At 67.0% G+C, this 16,985-nt stretch carries 19 protein-coding genes; 11 read left to right on the top strand and 8 right to left on the bottom strand.

From position 1 onward, the window contains the following. Nucleotides 1-301: 301 nt before the first annotated feature. From ACFWU5_RS28595 to ACFWU5_RS28585, 3 genes are all read left to right on the top strand, one after another. Nucleotides 302-1,219 carry a zinc-binding alcohol dehydrogenase family protein gene (locus ACFWU5_RS28595; RefSeq protein WP_379269962.1) on the top strand — a complete coding sequence of 306 codons (918 nt, stop codon included), beginning with the start codon at nt 302-304 and terminating at the stop codon, nt 1,217-1,219. A 155-nt stretch (nt 1,220-1,374) separates the two neighbouring features. After that, nucleotides 1,375-2,454: a redox-regulated ATPase YchF gene (gene ychF / locus ACFWU5_RS28590; protein ID WP_379269961.1), complete on the top strand. Its 1,080-nt coding sequence runs from the start codon at nt 1,375-1,377 to the stop codon at nt 2,452-2,454. 94 nt (nt 2,455-2,548) lie between these two features. Continuing rightward, nucleotides 2,549-2,992, top strand: coding sequence for an SRPBCC family protein (locus ACFWU5_RS28585; RefSeq protein WP_379269959.1), 444 nt, complete (start codon nt 2,549-2,551; stop codon nt 2,990-2,992). A gap of 92 nt (nt 2,993-3,084) precedes the next feature. On the opposite strand, the gene ACFWU5_RS28580 is transcribed toward ACFWU5_RS28585, so the two are convergent. Both ACFWU5_RS28580 and ACFWU5_RS28575 read right to left on the bottom strand, forming a co-directional pair. Then, nucleotides 3,085-3,573 (bottom strand): hypothetical protein, encoded by a 489-nt coding sequence (locus tag ACFWU5_RS28580; protein ID WP_379240007.1) that lies wholly within the window; start codon nt 3,571-3,573, stop codon nt 3,085-3,087. A gap of 44 nt (nt 3,574-3,617) precedes the next feature. Beyond that, complete coding sequence (locus ACFWU5_RS28575) at nt 3,618-4,220, bottom strand: class I SAM-dependent methyltransferase (RefSeq protein WP_379269957.1); 603 nt, start codon at nt 4,218-4,220, stop codon at nt 3,618-3,620. Between the two features lie 122 nt (nt 4,221-4,342). Between ACFWU5_RS28575 and ACFWU5_RS28570 the strand changes: the two genes are divergently transcribed. Next, entirely contained in the window at nt 4,343-5,242 is a 900-nt protein-coding gene (locus ACFWU5_RS28570) for a DoxX family membrane protein (protein ID WP_379240009.1), read from the top strand. A 206-nt stretch (nt 5,243-5,448) separates the two neighbouring features. Further along, entirely contained in the window at nt 5,449-5,730 is a 282-nt protein-coding gene (locus ACFWU5_RS28565) for a hypothetical protein (protein WP_379240010.1), read from the top strand. 1 nt (nt 5,731) lies between these two features. Here ACFWU5_RS28565 and ACFWU5_RS28560 read toward each other — a convergent pair whose 3' ends face one another. After that, nucleotides 5,732-6,055 (bottom strand): hypothetical protein, encoded by a 324-nt coding sequence (locus tag ACFWU5_RS28560; protein ID WP_379269956.1) that lies wholly within the window; start codon nt 6,053-6,055, stop codon nt 5,732-5,734. Nucleotides 6,056-6,074: 19 nt separating this feature from the next. Continuing rightward, a complete protein-coding gene (locus tag ACFWU5_RS28555; RefSeq protein WP_379240012.1) occupies nt 6,075-6,560 on the bottom strand; it encodes a MarR family winged helix-turn-helix transcriptional regulator in 486 nt (161 codons plus the stop codon). A 73-nt stretch (nt 6,561-6,633) separates the two neighbouring features. On the opposite strand from ACFWU5_RS28555, the gene ACFWU5_RS28550 reads away from it, so the two are divergent. Beyond that, the gene (locus ACFWU5_RS28550) at nt 6,634-8,070 is read left to right on the top strand and encodes an MFS transporter (RefSeq protein ID WP_379269954.1); all 1,437 of its coding nucleotides are present in this window, start codon (nt 6,634-6,636) and stop codon (nt 8,068-8,070) included. Here ACFWU5_RS28550 and ACFWU5_RS28545 read toward each other — a convergent pair. Continuing rightward, entirely contained in the window at nt 8,067-8,807 is a 741-nt protein-coding gene (locus ACFWU5_RS28545; RefSeq protein ID WP_379269952.1) for a helix-turn-helix domain-containing protein, read from the bottom strand. The genes ACFWU5_RS28550 and ACFWU5_RS28545 overlap by 4 nt on opposite strands. Nucleotides 8,808-9,199: 392 nt before the next feature. Between ACFWU5_RS28545 and ACFWU5_RS28540 the strand changes: the two genes are divergently transcribed. From ACFWU5_RS28540 to ACFWU5_RS28530, 3 genes are all read left to right on the top strand, one after another. Beyond that, nucleotides 9,200-9,784: a CHAP domain-containing protein gene (locus ACFWU5_RS28540; RefSeq protein ID WP_379240016.1), complete on the top strand. Its 585-nt coding sequence runs from the start codon at nt 9,200-9,202 to the stop codon at nt 9,782-9,784. 188 nt (nt 9,785-9,972) lie between these two features. Next, nucleotides 9,973-11,121, top strand: coding sequence for a hypothetical protein (locus ACFWU5_RS28535; protein ID WP_379269950.1), 1,149 nt, complete (start codon nt 9,973-9,975; stop codon nt 11,119-11,121). A gap of 152 nt (nt 11,122-11,273) precedes the next feature. After that, complete coding sequence (locus tag ACFWU5_RS28530; RefSeq protein WP_379269949.1) at nt 11,274-11,984, top strand: DUF1906 domain-containing protein; 711 nt, start codon at nt 11,274-11,276, stop codon at nt 11,982-11,984. Between the two features lie 52 nt (nt 11,985-12,036). Here ACFWU5_RS28530 and ACFWU5_RS28525 read toward each other — a convergent pair whose 3' ends face one another. Then, on the bottom strand, nt 12,037-12,813 hold the full coding sequence (locus ACFWU5_RS28525) for a hypothetical protein (protein ID WP_379269947.1): 777 nt from the start codon (nt 12,811-12,813) through the stop codon (nt 12,037-12,039). Nucleotides 12,814-13,093: 280 nt separating this feature from the next. Here ACFWU5_RS28525 and ACFWU5_RS28520 point away from each other — a divergent pair, with 280 nt between their 5' ends. Then, nucleotides 13,094-14,317 carry a mannosyltransferase gene (locus tag ACFWU5_RS28520; protein WP_379240936.1) on the top strand — a complete coding sequence of 408 codons (1,224 nt, stop codon included), beginning with the start codon at nt 13,094-13,096 and terminating at the stop codon, nt 14,315-14,317. On the opposite strand, the gene ACFWU5_RS28515 is transcribed toward ACFWU5_RS28520, so the two are convergent. Next, nucleotides 14,314-14,610 carry a 4a-hydroxytetrahydrobiopterin dehydratase gene (locus ACFWU5_RS28515; RefSeq protein ID WP_379269945.1) on the bottom strand — a complete coding sequence of 99 codons (297 nt, stop codon included), beginning with the start codon at nt 14,608-14,610 and terminating at the stop codon, nt 14,314-14,316. The two genes, ACFWU5_RS28520 and ACFWU5_RS28515, sit on opposite strands and share 4 nt — an antisense overlap. 20 nt (nt 14,611-14,630) lie before the next feature. Then, complete coding sequence (locus ACFWU5_RS28510; RefSeq protein ID WP_379240021.1) at nt 14,631-14,807, bottom strand: hypothetical protein; 177 nt, start codon at nt 14,805-14,807, stop codon at nt 14,631-14,633. A gap of 126 nt (nt 14,808-14,933) precedes the next feature. Here ACFWU5_RS28510 and typA point away from each other — a divergent pair, with 126 nt between their 5' ends. Continuing rightward, nucleotides 14,934-16,835: a translational GTPase TypA gene (gene typA, locus ACFWU5_RS28505; protein WP_379240022.1), complete on the top strand. Its 1,902-nt coding sequence runs from the start codon at nt 14,934-14,936 to the stop codon at nt 16,833-16,835. The last annotated feature ends 150 nt before the right edge of the window (nt 16,836-16,985 follow it).

The following is a 16,985-nucleotide window of genomic DNA, read 5'->3' as shown; positions in this document are numbered from 1 at the left end:
CCTCCATACGGCAACGCTACGCCGGAAACGGGGTCGGCGACCAGGGGCGTCGGTAGCCCATTCTGCGGTCGATGCCCGGTAGGCGGACCTTCCTGGCGGACGGAGCTGCGCCCTCTCGCTGACGACCGCTGTGGGATTACCCACGCGTCGCCGACATCGTGGCGGGGTAATCCCGTCACGAACGTGCTCTCCGTCGCGGCACAGCGGCGGTGAGATTTCGCACTCACGGGTTGTGGGTAGGTGGAAACGCGAGGTCAGCCGGTTAATCTGGCGCCTTCGCACAACTTATGTAGGAGGTGTCATGCGGCGGGTTCAGTACGAGCGCGGCAGTGGTTCGGAGGCGCTCGAGGTCGTCGCGGCGCAAGTGCCGGTGCCCGGTGTCGGGGAGCTGTTGGTGCGGGTCGAGGCGATCGGGGTCACCCTGTCGGCGATCCGGCGGATCAGCGGCGAAGCCGAGCAGGTGCGGGCCGAGATCGCCGGTGAGGTCGTCGGCGTCGGTGACGGGGTGGACGGGTTCGTCGTCGGGTATCGCGTGGTCGGGCTGTGCACGTCCGACGCCTATGCCGAATACGTGGTGCTCGCCGTCGACCAGGCCTCCGCCATCCCCGACGGTGCCTCCGCCGTCGACGCCGTCGCCCTGATGCGCAGCGGTCTCGTCGCCCTCGGCGCCCTCGACACCGCCGCCCCGCGCGAGGGCGAAACCGCCCTGGTCACCGCCGCGGCGGGCGGTGTCGGCCACCTCGCGGTGCAGCTGGCCCGCGTGCGCGGCGCGAGCTGGGTGGTCGGCGCGGTCTCCGACGAATCGAAGATCGACTTCGTGCGCGAACTGGGCGCCGACGAGGTCTTCACCTACGACCAACTGCACTGCGGCAAGCAAGCCGACTACGCCCTCGACGGCGTCGGCGGCACCGACCTGGACGGCACCCTCGCAGCCCTGTCCGAAGGCGGCCGCGCCGTCACCTACGGCACCGGCACCGGCCTCATCGACACCGAAGCCCTCCTGTCCGGCGGCAAAACCCTCACCGGCTTCCGCATCGGCCGCCTCGCCCAACGCGACCCCGCCCGCTACGAAGACGTCCGCCAAGAGGTCTGGCAGTACTACGCCTCAGGCCTGCTACACCCCACAGTCCACGCCCAATTCCCCCTGGACCAAGCCGCCGAAGCCCACGCCGTCATCGAACAACGCGCCAACCTGGGCAAGGTCGTCCTGGTCCCCTGATGGACAGTCGATCAACACGCTCTCAACCAGGGTAATAGTCGAAAAAGCCACGCTGAGATCGGGGTGATAAAACCCCTCGATGAGTGGGTTGTTATCAATCGACCAGGTCGGGGGGTCGGGGAGGGGCGGGGGATAGCGCGTAGACTTTCTTTCTCGTGAGCCTCACCCTTGGAATCGTCGGCCTGCCCAACGTCGGAAAGTCGACGCTGTTCAATGCGCTGACCAAGAACGACGTGCTGGCCGCGAACTATCCGTTCGCGACCATCGAGCCCAACGTCGGCGTCGTGCCGCTGCCCGACCCGCGCCTGGACAAGCTCGCCGAGATCTTCGGTTCCGAGAAGACCGTGCCCGCGGTGGTGTCGTTCGTCGACATCGCCGGCATCGTCAAGGGCGCCTCCGAAGGTGCGGGGCTCGGCAACAAGTTCCTCGCCAACATCCGTGAGGCCGACGCGATCTGCCAGGTCGTGCGCGTGTTCGCCGACGACGACGTGATCCACGTCGACGGCCGGGTCGACGCCGCCGCCGACATCGAGGTCATCGAAACCGAGCTCATCCTCGCAGACCTGCAGACCCTCGAGAAGGCCATCCCGCGCCTCGAGAAGGAAGCGCGCGTCAAGAAGGATCGCAAGCCGCTCCTCGATGCCGCGAAGGTCGCCGAGGGTTTCCTCAACGAGGGCACCACCCTGTTCGCCGCGGGCAAGAAGATCGACGCCGACCTGCTGCGTGAGCTGTCCCTGCTCACCATCAAGCCGTTCCTCTACGTCTTCAACGCCGACGAATCCGTGCTCACCGACGAGGCCAAGATCGCCGAGTTGAAGGCCTCCGTCGCCCCCGCCGACGCCGTGTTCCTCGACGCCAAGGTCGAAGCAGAACTGCTCGAACTCGACGACGAATCCGCCCTGGAACTCCTCGAGTCCATCGGCCAAACCGAACCCGGCCTGCACGCCCTGGCCCGCGCCGGCTTCCACACCCTCGGCCTGCAGACCTACCTCACCGCAGGCCCCAAGGAATCCCGAGCCTGGACCATCCACCAGGGCGACACCGCCCCCAAGGCCGCAGGCGTCATCCACACCGACTTCGAACGCGGCTTCATCAAGGTCGAACTCGTCGCCTTCGACGACCTGGTCGAAGCGGGCTCCATGGCTGCTGCCAAGGCCGCGGGCAAGGTCCGCATGGAGGGCAAGGAGTACGTCATGCACGACGGCGACGTCTGCGACTTCCGCTTCAACGTGTAGTTCGCTTCGCCTGAGGCTGAGCGAAGTACCCACGGGAGTCGACCTGGCCTGATGAGGTCTTGAGTCCGGTCGGAAGTCGGTCGATACTTCAACAGTGATCAGCATCGAACGCACGCTTGATGTTGCTCGGCCTGCCGACGAGGTGTTTGCGCTGGTGGCCGATCAGACCAACGCACCGTGCTGGCAGGGTGGGCTGGACAAGGTGACGCGCATCGGTGACCTGCCGCTCGGGGTCGGTACCGAACACGAGTTCCACCGTCGATTCGCCGGGCGAGTGATCAAGTCACGCAGTCGGTTCGTCGAATACGACGAGGGCCGCCACGTCGCCTTCGAATTCGACGACGGTTCGATCGCCGGGCGCGGCTCCTACGATGTCGCAAGCCTGCCCGACGGCAGTACGCGACTGGTCTCGCACCTCGAGATGCGACCGTCGGGACTGTTGCGATTCTTCGAGCCGTTGCTCCGGCGAATTCTTATTCGCGACATCGACCGTGACGACCGCAGGCTGAAGCTGTTGCTCGAGTCGACCGGCGACTAGGTCGAATTCCTCGATTCGGGGATACGGGGCGGATCGGTATGTCTGGCATGGCTTTCCGCCTCCTGCGTCGAAAGGCGGATGCGGCGGCTACGTCAGGCGGGTTGGATGCTGGTGTCGCACAGGCGGCATCGGTAGTAGCCGTGAAAAACCGGGTGGTGGGTGCACAGTTCGAGGGAGCTCGGGTTCGGTGGGGTAGTCCAGTCGCCCAGTGGGGATGGGGGTGTCGGGGTGGGTCTGAAGGCGGTGAGCAGGTGGGTGAAGGCGGCTAGGTGGTGGTCGATGGCGGGGGTGTAGGTCAGGTGGTGCCAGGCGGTGCGGGCGGTGGCGCGATCGAGGAGGTCTAGGAAAAAGTCCTGTTCGGCTCGGTGGTCGGCGGTCCATGGCAGGTCGTCCAGGTCGAAGCCCGCGAAGCCTCGGGATGCTCGGGACGTGTCGCAGAAATGCAGGACCAGATTCTGTTGCCAGGTGGTTCGTGCGAGGGGGGAACCTGCCAGGGCGATCACATCACAGAAGACGTCGGTGCTGCCGTTGTTCATGTTGACTTCCACGCCGAGCGTTCGTGCGCCGAATCTATTGCCCATAGGGCGACTCTAGATGTGCCGTGCGGTGGAATCGTCATGACAGGTCATTGTGACTTCATCACGGCCAGTGCGGAACTGGGTCGGACGTTGCCTGAGGCTGGGTGGTGGAGGTGGGCAAGTGCGGTGAAGCCTGCTTCGGTGACGACTTCGGTGAGCGTGTCGGTGGGCCAGCGGTAGGCGGTGGTTACTTTGTGGGGGAAGGGGTCGATGGTGTCGGGGGATTCGAAGTAGCCGACTACCAGGCGGCCGCCGGGGGTCAGGACGCGGTGGAATTCGGTGAGGACGGTGGGGAGTTCGGTGGGGGTGAGGTGGATCAGGGAGAACCACGCGAGGATGGCGGGGATCGATTCGGTGGGGGCGGTGAGGGTGCGGAGGGAGCCGAGTTCGAAGGGGATGTCGGGGTAGGTGGTGCGGGCGTGGGTGATGAATTCGGGGACTATGTCGATGCCGGTGGTGGGGATGCCGGCGTCGGTGAGGAATTTGGTGAAGTGGCCGGGGCCGCAGCCCAGGTCCAGGACCGGTCCGGGGGAGAGGTGGGTGAGGGCGAAGGTGGTGTCTTCGGGGGCGAGGGAATCGGGGGAGCCGAACAGGTCTGTGTACAGGGTGTGGATGGCGGAATAGGCGGCTTGGACGGTGTGGTCGGGCACCTGATCGACACTAGTCACTGGACAGGGCATGCCCGGTTTCGTCCATCGTTTGTCATCGTGAGACCCGGGTAGTCGAATGTAGGGATGCCGTTTTCCCAGTCGTAGACACGAAGGGATCGACGATGCCGATCAAGCCTGTTCGACGCATTGCTCGCGCGCTGCTGGGGACCACTTTTGTGGCCGCCGGGGTGAACGGGTTGATGAATCAGAAACCGCGTGCCGCCGCCGCGAACGCGCTGGCGGAAAAGGGCAGGACGGGACTGCCCGACGCGCTGGCGGCGCGGGTGCCCGACGATCCGAGTCAGTTCGTGAAGATCAACTCCGCGGCGCAGGTGGCCGGTGGGTTGTTGCTGGCCAGTGGGCGCGCCCCGCGGCCCGCGGCGGTGTTGCTGGCCGCGACCGTGGTGCCGGGGACTGTCACCGAGCAGGACTTCTGGGCCGAGAACGATCCGGATCGCAGGGCGGCCAAGCGGGTGGGGTTCTTGAAGGACCTGGGGCTGCTGGGCGGGTTGATGATCGCGGCCTCCGATACCGAGGGCAAGCCGTCGCTGGGCTGGCGGGCGCGGCGGGCGTTCTCGCGGGAGGAACCGCGCATCGCGGCCGAGGGTGCGGCGATCGCGGCGGCGGCGAAGCTGCGTGGCGCGCAGATCGCGGAGTTCGCGCACGAGGAGGGCACGCACCTGGCGGAGGTCGCCAGTGAGCGTGGGTCGCAGTTGGCGGAGATCGCGCGGGAACGGGGGCCGCAGCTGGCCGAGGCGGTGCGCAACCGCAGCGCGCATCTGGTCGAGGTGGCGAAGGAGCGCGGCCCGGAAGTGGCCGAGGCGGCGCGCACCCGCACTGCGCACTTGGCGGAGGTTGCCAAGGAGAGAGGGCCGGAGCTGGCCGAAGCTGCCCGCGAGCGGGGCACGCAGCTGGTCGACGTGGCACGCGAGCGCGGTACCGAACTCGCCGACGTGGCACGCGAGCGCAGCGCCGAACTCGCCGACGCGGCCCGTGAACGTGCGGACAAGCGCGCCTCCTGACCGACCGATCCCACGCAATGCCCCGAAAATCGTGGTCTAGCGCGCAGACCTGCTGTGGCGCACCATAAATTCGGGGTCGGGCAAGCCGACGAACTCACCGCTGGAACCTAATATCCGGGCAATCCCGGCAATTCAGGTTTGGCGGTGAGTTCTCGTGTGAATACTGGGCATTCGCAATGCATTTCGACAGAAGTGGGATTCATCTGATGTTGGCCGACCGTGAAACGCCCAAGCCGTACGCCGTGAGACTCGCAGTGGTGGGGGCGGCAGTAGCCATCGGACTGCTCGGATCGGCGGGAACCGCTGCGGCACTTCCCGGTTCGGGCTCGGCGAGCGGTTCGGCCACCGGATCTGCCAATCTGGCAACGGGTTCGGCGTCGGGTTCCGCGGAGGCCGCGCCGTCGGCTGCCGCCTACATGACGTGGCAGTCGGCGCAGTTCATCCACAACACCCTGCGCATGCTGCTGTCGGTGCCGCAGCGCATGTAGTTCACTTCCAGGTCTGTTCCCAGCGCTCCGCGGCCCAATCGCGCACTTCGCCGCTGACCAGGATCGCGGGCAACAGCAGGGCGAAACCGACCAGCAGGATCGCCAGTCGAATCCACACGCTGAGTTCGCCGAGGGCACGCAACAGCGCTGGTAGGACGCAGATCGCGGCGAGTACGCCGAGGGCGATCGCCGCGATCTGGTGTTCGGGTCCGGCGATCAGCGCGGCGCAGGTGCCGAAGCACAGGCCGAGAACCAGTCCGCCGACGCCGACGAAGTAGTTGTCCCAGGAAAGCCAGCTCGGGCGGGTAGACCGGGAAGTGACCACGCGGCGCAGCTTAGCGCGCTCACCTGTCGGCGTGCGGCGGTCTGGGCCACGGGTTTTCCTCGAGCTTCTCCACCGACCGGTTGAATTTGCGCATCAGTCTGCTGAGCTCGGTGAGATCGGCGTCGTCCCAGTCCGCCACGACCTTGCCGATGTCGCTGCTGCGCCGACGCCGGTCCGCGGTCAGGGCGGCTTTGCCGTCGGCGGTGGTCTGGATCTTGCGGGCGATGCCGCCGTCGGGATCGGGAACCCGTTGCACCAGTTCCTGTTTCAGCATCGCGCCGACCTGGCGGTTGATGGTGGAGATGTCCAGTTGTAGCGCCTCGGACAGTTCGCGCAGGCTCAGCGGTTCGCCCAGGTCCAGGCGCGTGAGGATCAGGAACGCCGACCGGTCGAGCAGGAAGCCGGGGCGGCGGCGCACGGTGGTGGGGTAGTGCCGTGAGATCAGGTTCAGCTCGAACACCAGGCGGGCGAACGGGGTGTCGTCGGCGGGGCCGGAATCGGACATGTGCCAACTATGTCGTGTGGGCCATCGCTGAATCAAATTGTGCACTATGCACATCGTATGTACTGTGCATATCGTGTCCGTACTTGCCGCCGACGCTTCGCCGGCCCTCCCCGAAGCGAAACGTCCGTCGCCCACCGTGCTCATCGCGGTGCTGAGCACGGTCGGCATCGTGGTCTCGCTCATGCAGACGCTGGTCGTGCCGATCATCCCGTCGCTGCCGGGCCTGCTGAGCACCTCAGCCTCCAATGCCTCCTGGGTGATCACCGCGACGCTGCTGGCGGGCGCGGTGTCCACGCCGATCGCCGGGCGCCTGGGCGACATGTTCGGCAAGCGTCGCGTGTTGATCACCAATGTCGGCTTCATGATCGCGGGCTCGGTGATCTGCGCGACCGCGAACTCGCTGCTGCCCGAAGTACTCGGCCGGTCGCTGCAGGGCATCGCGGTGGGCGCGATCCCGCTGGGAATCAGCATCATGCGCGACGAACTGCCGCCGGAGAAGGTCGGCGGCGCGATGGCGGTGATGAGCGCGACGCTGGGTGTGGGCGGGGCGGTCGGTATGCCGTTCTCGGCCGTGATCGCGCAGAACATGAACTGGCACATGCTGTTCTGGGTCGCGGCCGGATTGGGGGTGATCTGCGCGGTGCTGGTGTTCGTGTTCGTGCCCGAATCGCCGGTGCGCACACCGTCGCGGTTCGATTTCGGCGGGGCGATCGGGTTGTCGATCGCGTTGATGACACTGCTGATCGGCATCACCAAGGGTGTGGATTGGGGTTGGACCAGCGGTTCGATCTTGGGACTGTTCGCGGTGTCGCTGGTGAGTTTCCTCGGCTGGGGTGCCTATGAGCTGCGGCAATCCGCGCCGCTGGTGGATCTGCGGGTGTCCGCGCGACCGCGCGTGCTGTTCACGAACATGGCCTCGATCGCGGTCGGTTTCTCGCTGTACGGCATGTCGCTGACGTTCCCGCAGCTGCTGATGGCACCCGAGGCCACCGGGTATGGCTTCGGCCTGTCGATGGTGGTCGCGGGGCTGGCGATGGCGCCGGGCGGCATGGTGATGATGCTGTTGTCGCCGATTTCGGCGCGGTTGACCGCGAAGAAGGGGCCCAAGCTCACGCTGGGTCTGGGCGCGACGGTGATCGCGGCCGGGTATCTGTGCGCGCTGGTGCTGACCGACAGCGTCTGGCAGATCATGATGTCGGCGATGATCGTGGCCGGTGGTGTGGGTCTTGCCTACGCCGCCATGCCCGCGCTGATCATGGGCGCGGTGCCGATCACCGAAACCGCCGCCGCCAACGGTCTGAACTCGCTGATGCGCTCGATCGGCACCTCCACCTCGGCGGCGGTGATGAGCGTGGTGCTGGCGCACATGACCATGCAACTGGGCCCGCACGTGCTGCCCTCGCGCGAGGGTTTCCACACCGCGTTCTTCATCGCGATGACCGGCGCGCTGGTCGCGATCGTGCTCACCGCCTGCATTCCGCTGCGCAAGCGCGACCAGGCCGGCGCCTAGATCTCGTCGGGCGACGGACAGAACACGACCAACGCCCAGTCGCGACGAGGAATCATCGGTTCCAGCGCGTGCATGATCATCGTGACCGACTCGCCCGTATCGGGATCGAGGATCCGCTGCACCGGGCGGTCCAGATGGGTCGGGGCGTCGGGCTCGGTGGTCCAGAACCGCGTCCACTCCGGCGCCTGCGAGCAGGCCGCGACGAGTTCGTCGATCCGAGCCTGCGGCACCACACCGGGACTCATCACGCGAAACCCGTAGACGCACAGGTGAACCTGGATGTCCCAGTCGATCATCACCGTGCGCGCCCGCGGATCCAGCAGCATCCACTCGAGCAGGGTCGTGCCGGGGTGCAGGCCGGGGAAATAGTGTTCCCACGCGGTGTTGGCGGCCAGGATGTCGAAGGTGGAGTAGTCCTGCAGGCTCGCGGGGTAGGGGATCGCGTCCAGCAGCACGCGGTCGACGGCGGGCACCTCGATCGTGGTCGCGGGGGCGGGGCTGTCGTAGCGATCCGACAGCGACAGCGCGACCAGGTGATCACGGAACAGGTCGGGTACTTCCAACGCGTCGAACAGCGCGGTCAACGCCTCCAGCGTCGGCGTGCGGGTTCCCTGCTCGATCTTCTGGATCAGCCCGGGGGAGATGCCCGCCATCGCGCTCAGGGTGGCACGGGTCAGCCCGGCTGATTCGCGGCGTTCGCGCAGGTAGCGCGCAATCGGCGGATGCGGGTTTTCCACGCGGTCAACCTCTTTCGGACGGTGGTACAGATTGGGACAGGCGTCTAGCTTGACCGAGGGTAAAGGGTTCGCAAAACTCATCACAGCCGGGCGGGTCACCGCCGGGCTACCTGGCTCCTGCTCGCCGACCGCGTTTCGGTCTTCGTGCAGGTCGCAGCAGTGTGTTCCGGAGCGGAAAGTGTTCGACACCACCCGCGCGGACGATGTCGCCGGAGGGGACGGCGCGCGCTCGCGTGGCGCGCGCCGAGAGCACGAAGCGGGCCGATACCCGGATGGCGCAGGGGTCCACCCGGTGATCGGTTCCCGCTTCGGAAAAACACGTGCTCGATCGGGAACCGAAAGCCCTCGCGATTCGTCCAATAGAGCAGAAGGACGAACGAGAGTGGGGGGCGATGACGCAACTGCAGACCGAACGGCCGGGACGCCGCACGTCCTGGGCCATCGGGATTTCCGGAGTGCTGGCGGCCACGGCGGTGGTCGTGGTGGGACTGGTCTGGTGGCAACACGATTGGGGCGAGCCGTTCCCCGCGCTGGACAGCGAGCGTCTCGACGAACAGCAGATCGTGCTCGTGGACGTGTTGCGTCGCGAATACGAGCAGCCCGGCGACGGCCCGAAATACGCCGAGGGCGTCCAGGAGGCCTGGTGCGCGGACTTCGTCAGCTGGACCATGCGCGAGGCGGGCAGGCCGCTGGCCAACCCCAACTCCGGTTCCTGGCGGATCCCCGGCGTCTACACGCTGGAGGACTACTACCGCAAGCAGGGCCGCTTCACCTCGGCGCAGGTCGGTTATCGCCCGCGCACCGGTGACGTGGTCCTCTACGGACCCGACAGTCCGCTGGGTCAGCACACCAACATCGTGCTCAGAGCCGACGGCGACACGATCACCACCATCGGCGGCAACGAGATGGGCACGGTCCGCGTTCGCACCATCACCCCCGCCGAAACAGCCGACCTGGTCGGTTACGGACGATTCTGAAATCGATTGTCGCTCAACACAACCGGTGAGATCCTGGACGGCGGTACCACGCCGCTACCCGTACCATGGAACACGCGGCGCCCGGCAGCGCCGTTGCCGGCTCCTCCGTCCTGCTTCCCCCTCATCGGCAGGACGGGGGCGCTGTGCCACCAGCCGAGGTGTCACCGCCGTCACGTAGCGTGGTCGATGTGCGTGTGACCGTGGACGAGAAAGCGCGTCGGGACCCGGTGTGGATCGATTACGCCGATTTCGGCGAACGGTTCGTCACCTACGCGGTGAACGAGCAGCGCATCACCGCCGCCGTGGCGGGCATGACGGGGCGCGGGGTGACGATCGGCCCCTTCTCGCTGGGGCCCGCCGGATTGGCCGGTTTCGAGGCCGAGGGCGCGCTGGGGACCCCCGTGGTCACCCGCACGCCCGGCGACGCGCTCAGTTTCGGCGTGCGGATCCCACTGACCCTGGCCGTGAAACTGGTGCTGGGCGGGCGCAAACTGCGACTGGCCGCCGTGGTGGAGATCGGCCTGACCCTGCACGCCCGCACCGCCGCGCCGCTGCTGGTGATCATCGATGTGGCCCCGGTGACCGCCAGGGACGTCAGTTTCACCTTGCGCGCCGAGGCCGTCGACGGTGCGTGGGAGATGCTGTTGGACCCGATCGCGGGCATGGTGCAGCGCGAGGTCGCCAACCGGGTCAACGCGATCGTCGGCGACCCGAAAGTCCGCGCGGAGCGGGTGTTCGACATCGAGGCGATCCTGGACGGTTACCGCTCCTCGCATCGCAACGACACGGTGTTCGACTGGATCGACTACCGCGAATTCGGGCTGCGGTTCTTCACCACCATCGTCACCAGGGACCGCGTGCACGGCGTGGTCGCGCAGATGGCGGGCAGCGCGATCGAGGTCGGGCCGCTGTCGGAAGGTCCGCGCGGTGCGGCCACGGTGACCGTGCGCGGCGCGATCGAGCAACCGCGAGTGGTCGACAGGGGCCTTGGCGAGCCCGGTGACCTGCGGATCTTCGATATGGTCCTGCCGGTCGGGCTCGACATCACCGTCGACGTGCTCAAGGCCAACCACTACCGCGCCGACCTGGAGATTCCCCTGGTCCTCACCGCGCGCGCGGCGCAACCGCTGCTGATCGTGATCGACGTGCCGCCGCCCGCGCTCGAGGACATCTCGATGGAATTCACCGCGAAGGGTCTGCGCGCGGCCACGCTGGCCCGGCTGGCCGGGATCAAGAAGCAGGTCATGGCCCAGGTGGTGGCGGTGGTCAGCACCGAACTGGCCGACCCGACCGGCCGCACGATCGACGTGGGCGCCGCGATCGACGGGGCCACCTGATTCGTGTGACTCGTGGGGCGAAAGTTGCCGTTGGTTCTGGTAGTTCGCCTGGGGTTGTGATGCAATAAGCGCACGTTCTGAGGCTCCCGGCGCGCGAGATGGCGCGCGGGGCACGCTTACCGGTTGGTCGGGTTGCGCGAAGGAGTCCTGCGATGCGTTCTGTTCCGGTGACCAGGCGGAAGTTCTTCGGCTTCGCCGCCGCCGCGGCCACGATCGGTGCCGGTTTCGCCGCCGCGCCCGCCCGCGCCCAATCCTTCGGCACCATGGTCGATTACGCCGCGGGTGTGCCGTCGGCGGAGTCGATCGCGGCCGAGGGGCACATCGGTGTGATCCGGTACGTCTCGGATCGACGGCCGGGCGCGGAATGGATGGAAGGCAAGCCGCTGCTGGCCGCCGAGGTCGAAGACCTGTGGTCGCACGGGTTGTCGATCGTGTCGAACTACCAGTTCGGCAAGGGCGCCACCGCGGACTGGCGCGGGGGACTGGAGGCGGGCAAGCGGCACGCAGAACGAGGCTGGGAGTTGCACACCGCCGCGGGCGGCCCCGACACCGCGCCGATATACGCCTCCATCGACGACAATCCGTCCGAAGGCGAGTTCTACGAGATGATCGCCCCCTACATCGAAGGGTGGCAGTCGGTACTGGGACCGGACCTGGTCGGCATCTACGCCAACGCCCCGACCATCGGCCGAGCCTTGGACGCGGGTCTGGGTTCCTGGTTCTGGCAACACAATTGGGGCACCGCACGCGGTTTCGTGCACGATTCCGCGCACCTGCACCAGTTCGAAATCGACAAGCGTTCGATCGACGGCATCGGCGTGGACCTCAACAACGTCCTGGTGTCGGACTACGGCCAGTGGTGAAACGACTGAGCCCGACCCGTCGAAACGGATCGGGCTCAGTTCGCGTTATCTCCTAGACGGTGAAGAAGCCCAGGGTCGGCATGAACGTACAGGTACGCGGTGCGGCGCCCTCGGCGGCGGTGGTCAGCGAACCCGACACCACGGCCACGACCCGGCCGTGACCGGTGCTCGCGACGGCCGACAGCGTGGCCGGACCGCCGGGGTTGATCTTGGCCTCGTCGGTCAGCGTCTGGATCGCCGACTGGCGGGTGTCGAGGTTGAGCCACTGCACCGTCATCGGCGGGTTCTGCACACCGGTCGGGGCCTTGGTGCCCAGCGCGGTGAACACGAAACCGGCCTGACCGGGCGCGACACCGGGCGGAGGCAGCTGCGCCGGACCGGCGACCGCGAGGGCGGTACCCACGGAATCCGCGCCGTCGCCGATGCAGCCCTTGCCGATGGTCGGGTACAGGAACTGCGCGATGGCCGGGCCGTCCTGCGGGAGTTCGGGTCCGCCGCCGCCGCTGCCGTCGAGGAAGGTGATGATCTTCTCGAGGGTGGCCTTGATCGCGGGCGGCAGGTTCAGGGTGGCCAGCAGCACGCGCGCCTGATCGAGCAGGGCGGTCTGTGGGCTGGCGACGTCGGCGGGGCCCGCGACCAGGCCGACGACGGCGGGCGCGAAGGCGGCCAGCGCGTCGACCGGGACGCCCTCGGGCACCATCGGGACGCTGATCGCCGCCGCCTGAGGGGCGGGCGCTGGTGCGGCAATCGATGCAGGCGCGGCGAGCATGGCGCCTGCCGCGATGGCGAGAGCGGTCGTCGCGAGCCGCGATCCTCGGCTACGAAGCACTGTCGGGCCGTCCTTAACCTCGGTGGTGCGATGGGCGGGAGCTGTCGAGCCCAATGTCGGGGGTCACTCTAGGGACAACGCCGCCGTGTTGTACAGCCGCCGGGCCCGAAGCCGGTCACCGGCCGAAACCATGTTCGTCGACGCTAGCCCCGCGCGGTGTTACACCTGGGGATGTTGATGCAAATGTTACGCATGGTGTCGTGCTGGCCGGTGCGCGTGGCCGCCGGTCGGGGGCTGGTTACAGTACGGAGGCGAACGTCTCACCCATTCGACCGAAAGCCTGGCCTTGAACCGACACCTCCGATGGGCTCTCGTGCTGCTCGGACTGTCCGTGCTGGCCCGGCTGGCCTGGATGCTGTTCGCCCCGAACGGGCTCAATGTCGTCGACCTGCACGTGTACGTGGACGGGTCGGCCTCGCTGCTCACCGATCGGCTCTACGACTTCACCTATTCCGAAGTCACCCCGGACTTCCCGCTGCCGTTCACCTATCCGCCCTTCGCGGCACTGGTGTTCTTCCCGCTGCACTATCTGCCGTTCACGCTCGTGGCGATCGGGTGGATGCTGGCCACGGTCGCGGCGCTGTACGGCGTGATCAGGATCAGTTTCGAATTGCTGCTGGGCGCGGACAAGGCGAAGCAGACGCCGTGGATCACCGCCGCGGTCGGCTGGACCGCGCTGGGGGTGTGGCTCGAGCCGGTGCGCACCACCATCGACTACGGGCAGGTCAACGTCTTCCTGGTGTTCGGCGCGATGCTGGCCGTGCGCAGCGCGCGCTGGTGGATCTCGGGCACGCTGGTCGGCGTGATCGCCGGCATCAAACTGACCCCGGCCATCACCGGCCTGTACTTCGTGGCGCGCCGCCGGTGGGCCACGGTGCTGTGGTCGGCGGCGGCCTTCGGGCTGACCGTGGCTGTGAGCTTTCTCATCAACGCGCACGAGGCGAAGCGCTATTTCGGCACCCTGCTCGGTGACGCCGACCGGATCGGCCCGGTGGCCTCGGTCTGGAACCAGTCGCTGCGCGGCGCGCTGAGCCGCATCCTCGGACACGACGTGCAGTCGGGTCCGTGGTGGATCGCCGCGGTGCTGGTCACCGTCGTGCTGACGTTGCTCGCCTGGCGAACCCTGGGCCCCGATGATCGCCTCGGCACGCTGGTGCTGGTGCAGCTGTTCGGCCTGATGATCTCGCCGATCTCCTGGTCACACCACTGGGTGTGGCTGATCCCGACCGTGCTGTGGCTGCTGTACGGGCCGCTGCGCGACGAGCGGGTCGCGCGCCTGCTGGCGGGGTTCTGGGTGGTGACGATGCTGGTCGGCGTGCCGTGGGTGCTGTCGTTCGCCCAGCCCGACATCTGGACCATCCCGCGTCCGTGGCCGCTGGCGTGGCTGGGCGCGGTCGATGTGATCGGCGTGTTCGTGCTGCTGGTGTGGTTGATCTGGCGCGGCCGCGACACGCTGGTCGCGCACCTTCCCGGCCGTCGCGCGGCCGGGATCGCGGCGAGTTAGAACGCCTTGTCGACGAGTTCGTCGATGGTGTGCGCCATGGCCGTATCCAGTGCGGTGAGCCCGCCTTCGGAATGCGTGCTCAACACGAAACGCAGTGTGCGCCAACGGATATCGATATCGGGATGATGATCGGCAGCCTCTGCGGCGGCAGCGACCTTGCGTACCAACGCGATTCCGTCGAGGAAGCTGGGTGCCTTGACCGTTCGAGTGATCGAGTCACCCTCGCGTGACCACTGCGGCAACGTGCCCAGTGCGATGGTGAGTTCGGGCGCGGAAAGCTTCGGAGTACCCATGACTCGTTTGTACGCCTGCCCTACTTGACGCGCGCCGCCTTCAAAGCTTTTTTGAGATCTTTGCCGCATATTCCGGCGGCTTCGGCCTTCTTCATTCGCATGATGACGACCGGGCATTTGAAGCAGCGAGTCTTCTTCCTGCAGCACTTTTTCTTCGGCTTCAGGCTCGAGACCTTCTTCGCCTTCACCTTGCCCATAGTGACTTAGCGTAGCCTAAGTACAAAGCCTGACACGAGGGTGCCGCTTCGGTACCGGTAAGCTACACAAGGCCGCGATGCCAGATGAATGCGCGCCAAATACCCCAACAGCAGGAGGATCCAGGCGTGTCGTCTTCACGCGATTTTCGCAACGTCGCCATCGTGGCCCACGTCGACCACGGCAAGACGACGCTGGTCGACGCCATGCTTCGTCAGTCGGGCGCGTTCGCGGAGCGAGCAGAACTGGTCGACCGAGTCATGGACTCCGGTGATCTCGAGCGCGAGAAGGGCATCACCATTCTCGCGAAGAACACCGCAGTTCATCGCCACAATCCCGACGGTTCTCTGACCGTCATCAATGTCATCGACACCCCCGGCCACGCCGACTTCGGTGGCGAGGTCGAGCGCGGCCTTTCCATGGTCGACGGCGTCGTGCTGCTCGTGGACGCGTCCGAGGGCCCGCTGCCCCAGACCCGTTTCGTGCTGCGCAAGGCGCTTGCCGCCAAGCTGCCGGTCATCCTGGTCGTGAACAAGACCGACCGTCCCGATGCCCGCATCGCCGAGGTCGTCTCCGAGTCGCACGACCTGCTGCTCGACCTGGCGTCGGACCTGGACGACGAGGCCGCCGAAGCCGCCGAGCTCGCCCTGGACCTGCCGGTTCTCTACGCCTCGGGCCGTGAGGGCAAGGCGTCCAAGACCGCTCCCGAGAACGGCGCCGCTCCCGACGCCGAGAACCTCGACGCCCTGTTCGACGTGCTGATGGAGTACATCCCGGCACCGAAGAGCAACAAGGACGCGCCGCTGCAGGCCCACGTCACCAACCTCGACGCGTCCGCGTTCCTCGGCCGTCTGGCCCTGGTCCGCATCTACGCCGGTGAGCTGCGCAAGGGTCAGAACGTCACCTGGATCAACGCCGACGGCGCCAAGACGGTCAAGATCACCGAGCTGCTGCAGACCATCGGTGTCGAGCGTCAGCCCGGCGAGGTCGCCGAGGCCGGTGACATCGTCGCCATCGCCGGTATCCCCGACATCATGATCGGCGACACCCTCGCCGACCCGGACAACCCGGTCGCGCTGCCGCGCATCACCGTCGACGAGCCCGCCATCTCGGTGGTCATCGGCACCAACACCTCGCCGCTGGTCGGCCGGGTGCAGGGCCACAAGCTGACCGCTCGCATGCTCAAGTCGCGCCTGGATCAGGAACTGATCGGCAACGTGTCGCTGCGCGTGCTCGACATCGGCCGTCCCGACGCCTGGGAGGTGCAGGGTCGTGGTGAGCTGGCGCTGGCCATCCTTGTCGAGCAGATGCGTCGCGAAGGCTTCGAGCTGACCGTCGGCAAACCGCAGGTGGTCACCAAGCAGGTCGACGGCAAGACCCACGAGCCGTTCGAAGAGCTGACCATCGACTGCCCCGACGAGTACCTGGGTGCTGTCACCCAGCTGCTGGCCGCCCGCAAGGGCAAGATGGTGCAGATGAGCAACCACGCCGCCGGTTGGGTGCGCATGGAGTTCATCGTGCCCTCGCGTGGCCTGATCGGCTTCCGCACCGTGTTCCTCACCGATACCCGCGGCACCGGCATCGCCAACGCCGTCGCGCACGGTTACGCGCCGTGGGCCGGTGAGATCCGCGGCCGCCACACCGGTTCGCTGGTGTCCGACCGCGCCGGCACCGTCACCCCGTTCGCGATGATCCAGCTGGCCGACCGTGGTCAGTTCTTCGTCGAGCCGGGTGCCGACACCTACGAGGGCATGGTCGTGGGCATCAACCCGCGCGCCGAGGATCTCGATATCAACGTGACCCGCGAGAAGAAGCTGACCAACATGCGCAGCGCCAACGCGGACACCTTCGAGACCATGGCCAAGCCGCTGCAGCTCGACCTCGAGCTCGCGATGGAGTTCTGCACCGAGGACGAGTGCGTGGAGGTCACCCCCGAGGTGATCCGCGTGCGCAAGCTCGTGCTCGACTCCAACCTGCGTGCGCGCGACCTGTCGCGTCGCAAGGCCCGTGACAAGGCCGCCGCGAACTAAGGCGTAGATCCAACGGCGTGGGGCCGGGTGCGGCAAATGTCCCCGCCCCCGCCCGTTTTTGGGGCGGTAGTTGGCGGACGACCCTCGGACGAAAGGGTGGGTGTAGTGGGCAAGGGGATGGTTGGGGTGTGTTATAAAAAAAATAAGCAG

It is taken from the genome of Nocardia sp. NPDC058640 (genome assembly GCF_042716995.1).
GTDB lineage: Bacteria > Actinomycetota > Actinomycetes > Mycobacteriales > Mycobacteriaceae > Nocardia.
The sequence above is the reverse complement of the archived record's forward strand: the minus strand, read 5'-3'. Positions and strand labels throughout refer to the sequence as shown.

Coding starts and splice junctions, on each gene's coding strand:
- ACFWU5_RS28510 (WP_379240021.1), bottom strand. CDS start 14,807: ATGGGCAAGGTGAAGGCGAAGAAGGTCTCGAGCCTGAAGCCGAAGAAA.
- ACFWU5_RS28540 (WP_379240016.1), top strand. CDS start 9,200: ATGACGCAACTGCAGACCGAACGGCCGGGACGCCGCACGTCCTGGGCC.
- ACFWU5_RS28530 (WP_379269949.1), top strand. CDS start 11,274: ATGCGTTCTGTTCCGGTGACCAGGCGGAAGTTCTTCGGCTTCGCCGCC.
- ACFWU5_RS28555 (WP_379240012.1), bottom strand. CDS start 6,560: ATGTCCGATTCCGGCCCCGCCGACGACACCCCGTTCGCCCGCCTGGTG.
- ACFWU5_RS28565 (WP_379240010.1), top strand. CDS start 5,449: ATGTTGGCCGACCGTGAAACGCCCAAGCCGTACGCCGTGAGACTCGCA.
- ACFWU5_RS28515 (WP_379269945.1), bottom strand. CDS start 14,610: ATGGGTACTCCGAAGCTTTCCGCGCCCGAACTCACCATCGCACTGGGC.
- ACFWU5_RS28580 (WP_379240007.1), bottom strand. CDS start 3,573: ATGGGCAATAGATTCGGCGCACGAACGCTCGGCGTGGAAGTCAACATG.
- ACFWU5_RS28595 (WP_379269962.1), top strand. CDS start 302: ATGCGGCGGGTTCAGTACGAGCGCGGCAGTGGTTCGGAGGCGCTCGAG.
- ACFWU5_RS28570 (WP_379240009.1), top strand. CDS start 4,343: ATGCCGATCAAGCCTGTTCGACGCATTGCTCGCGCGCTGCTGGGGACC.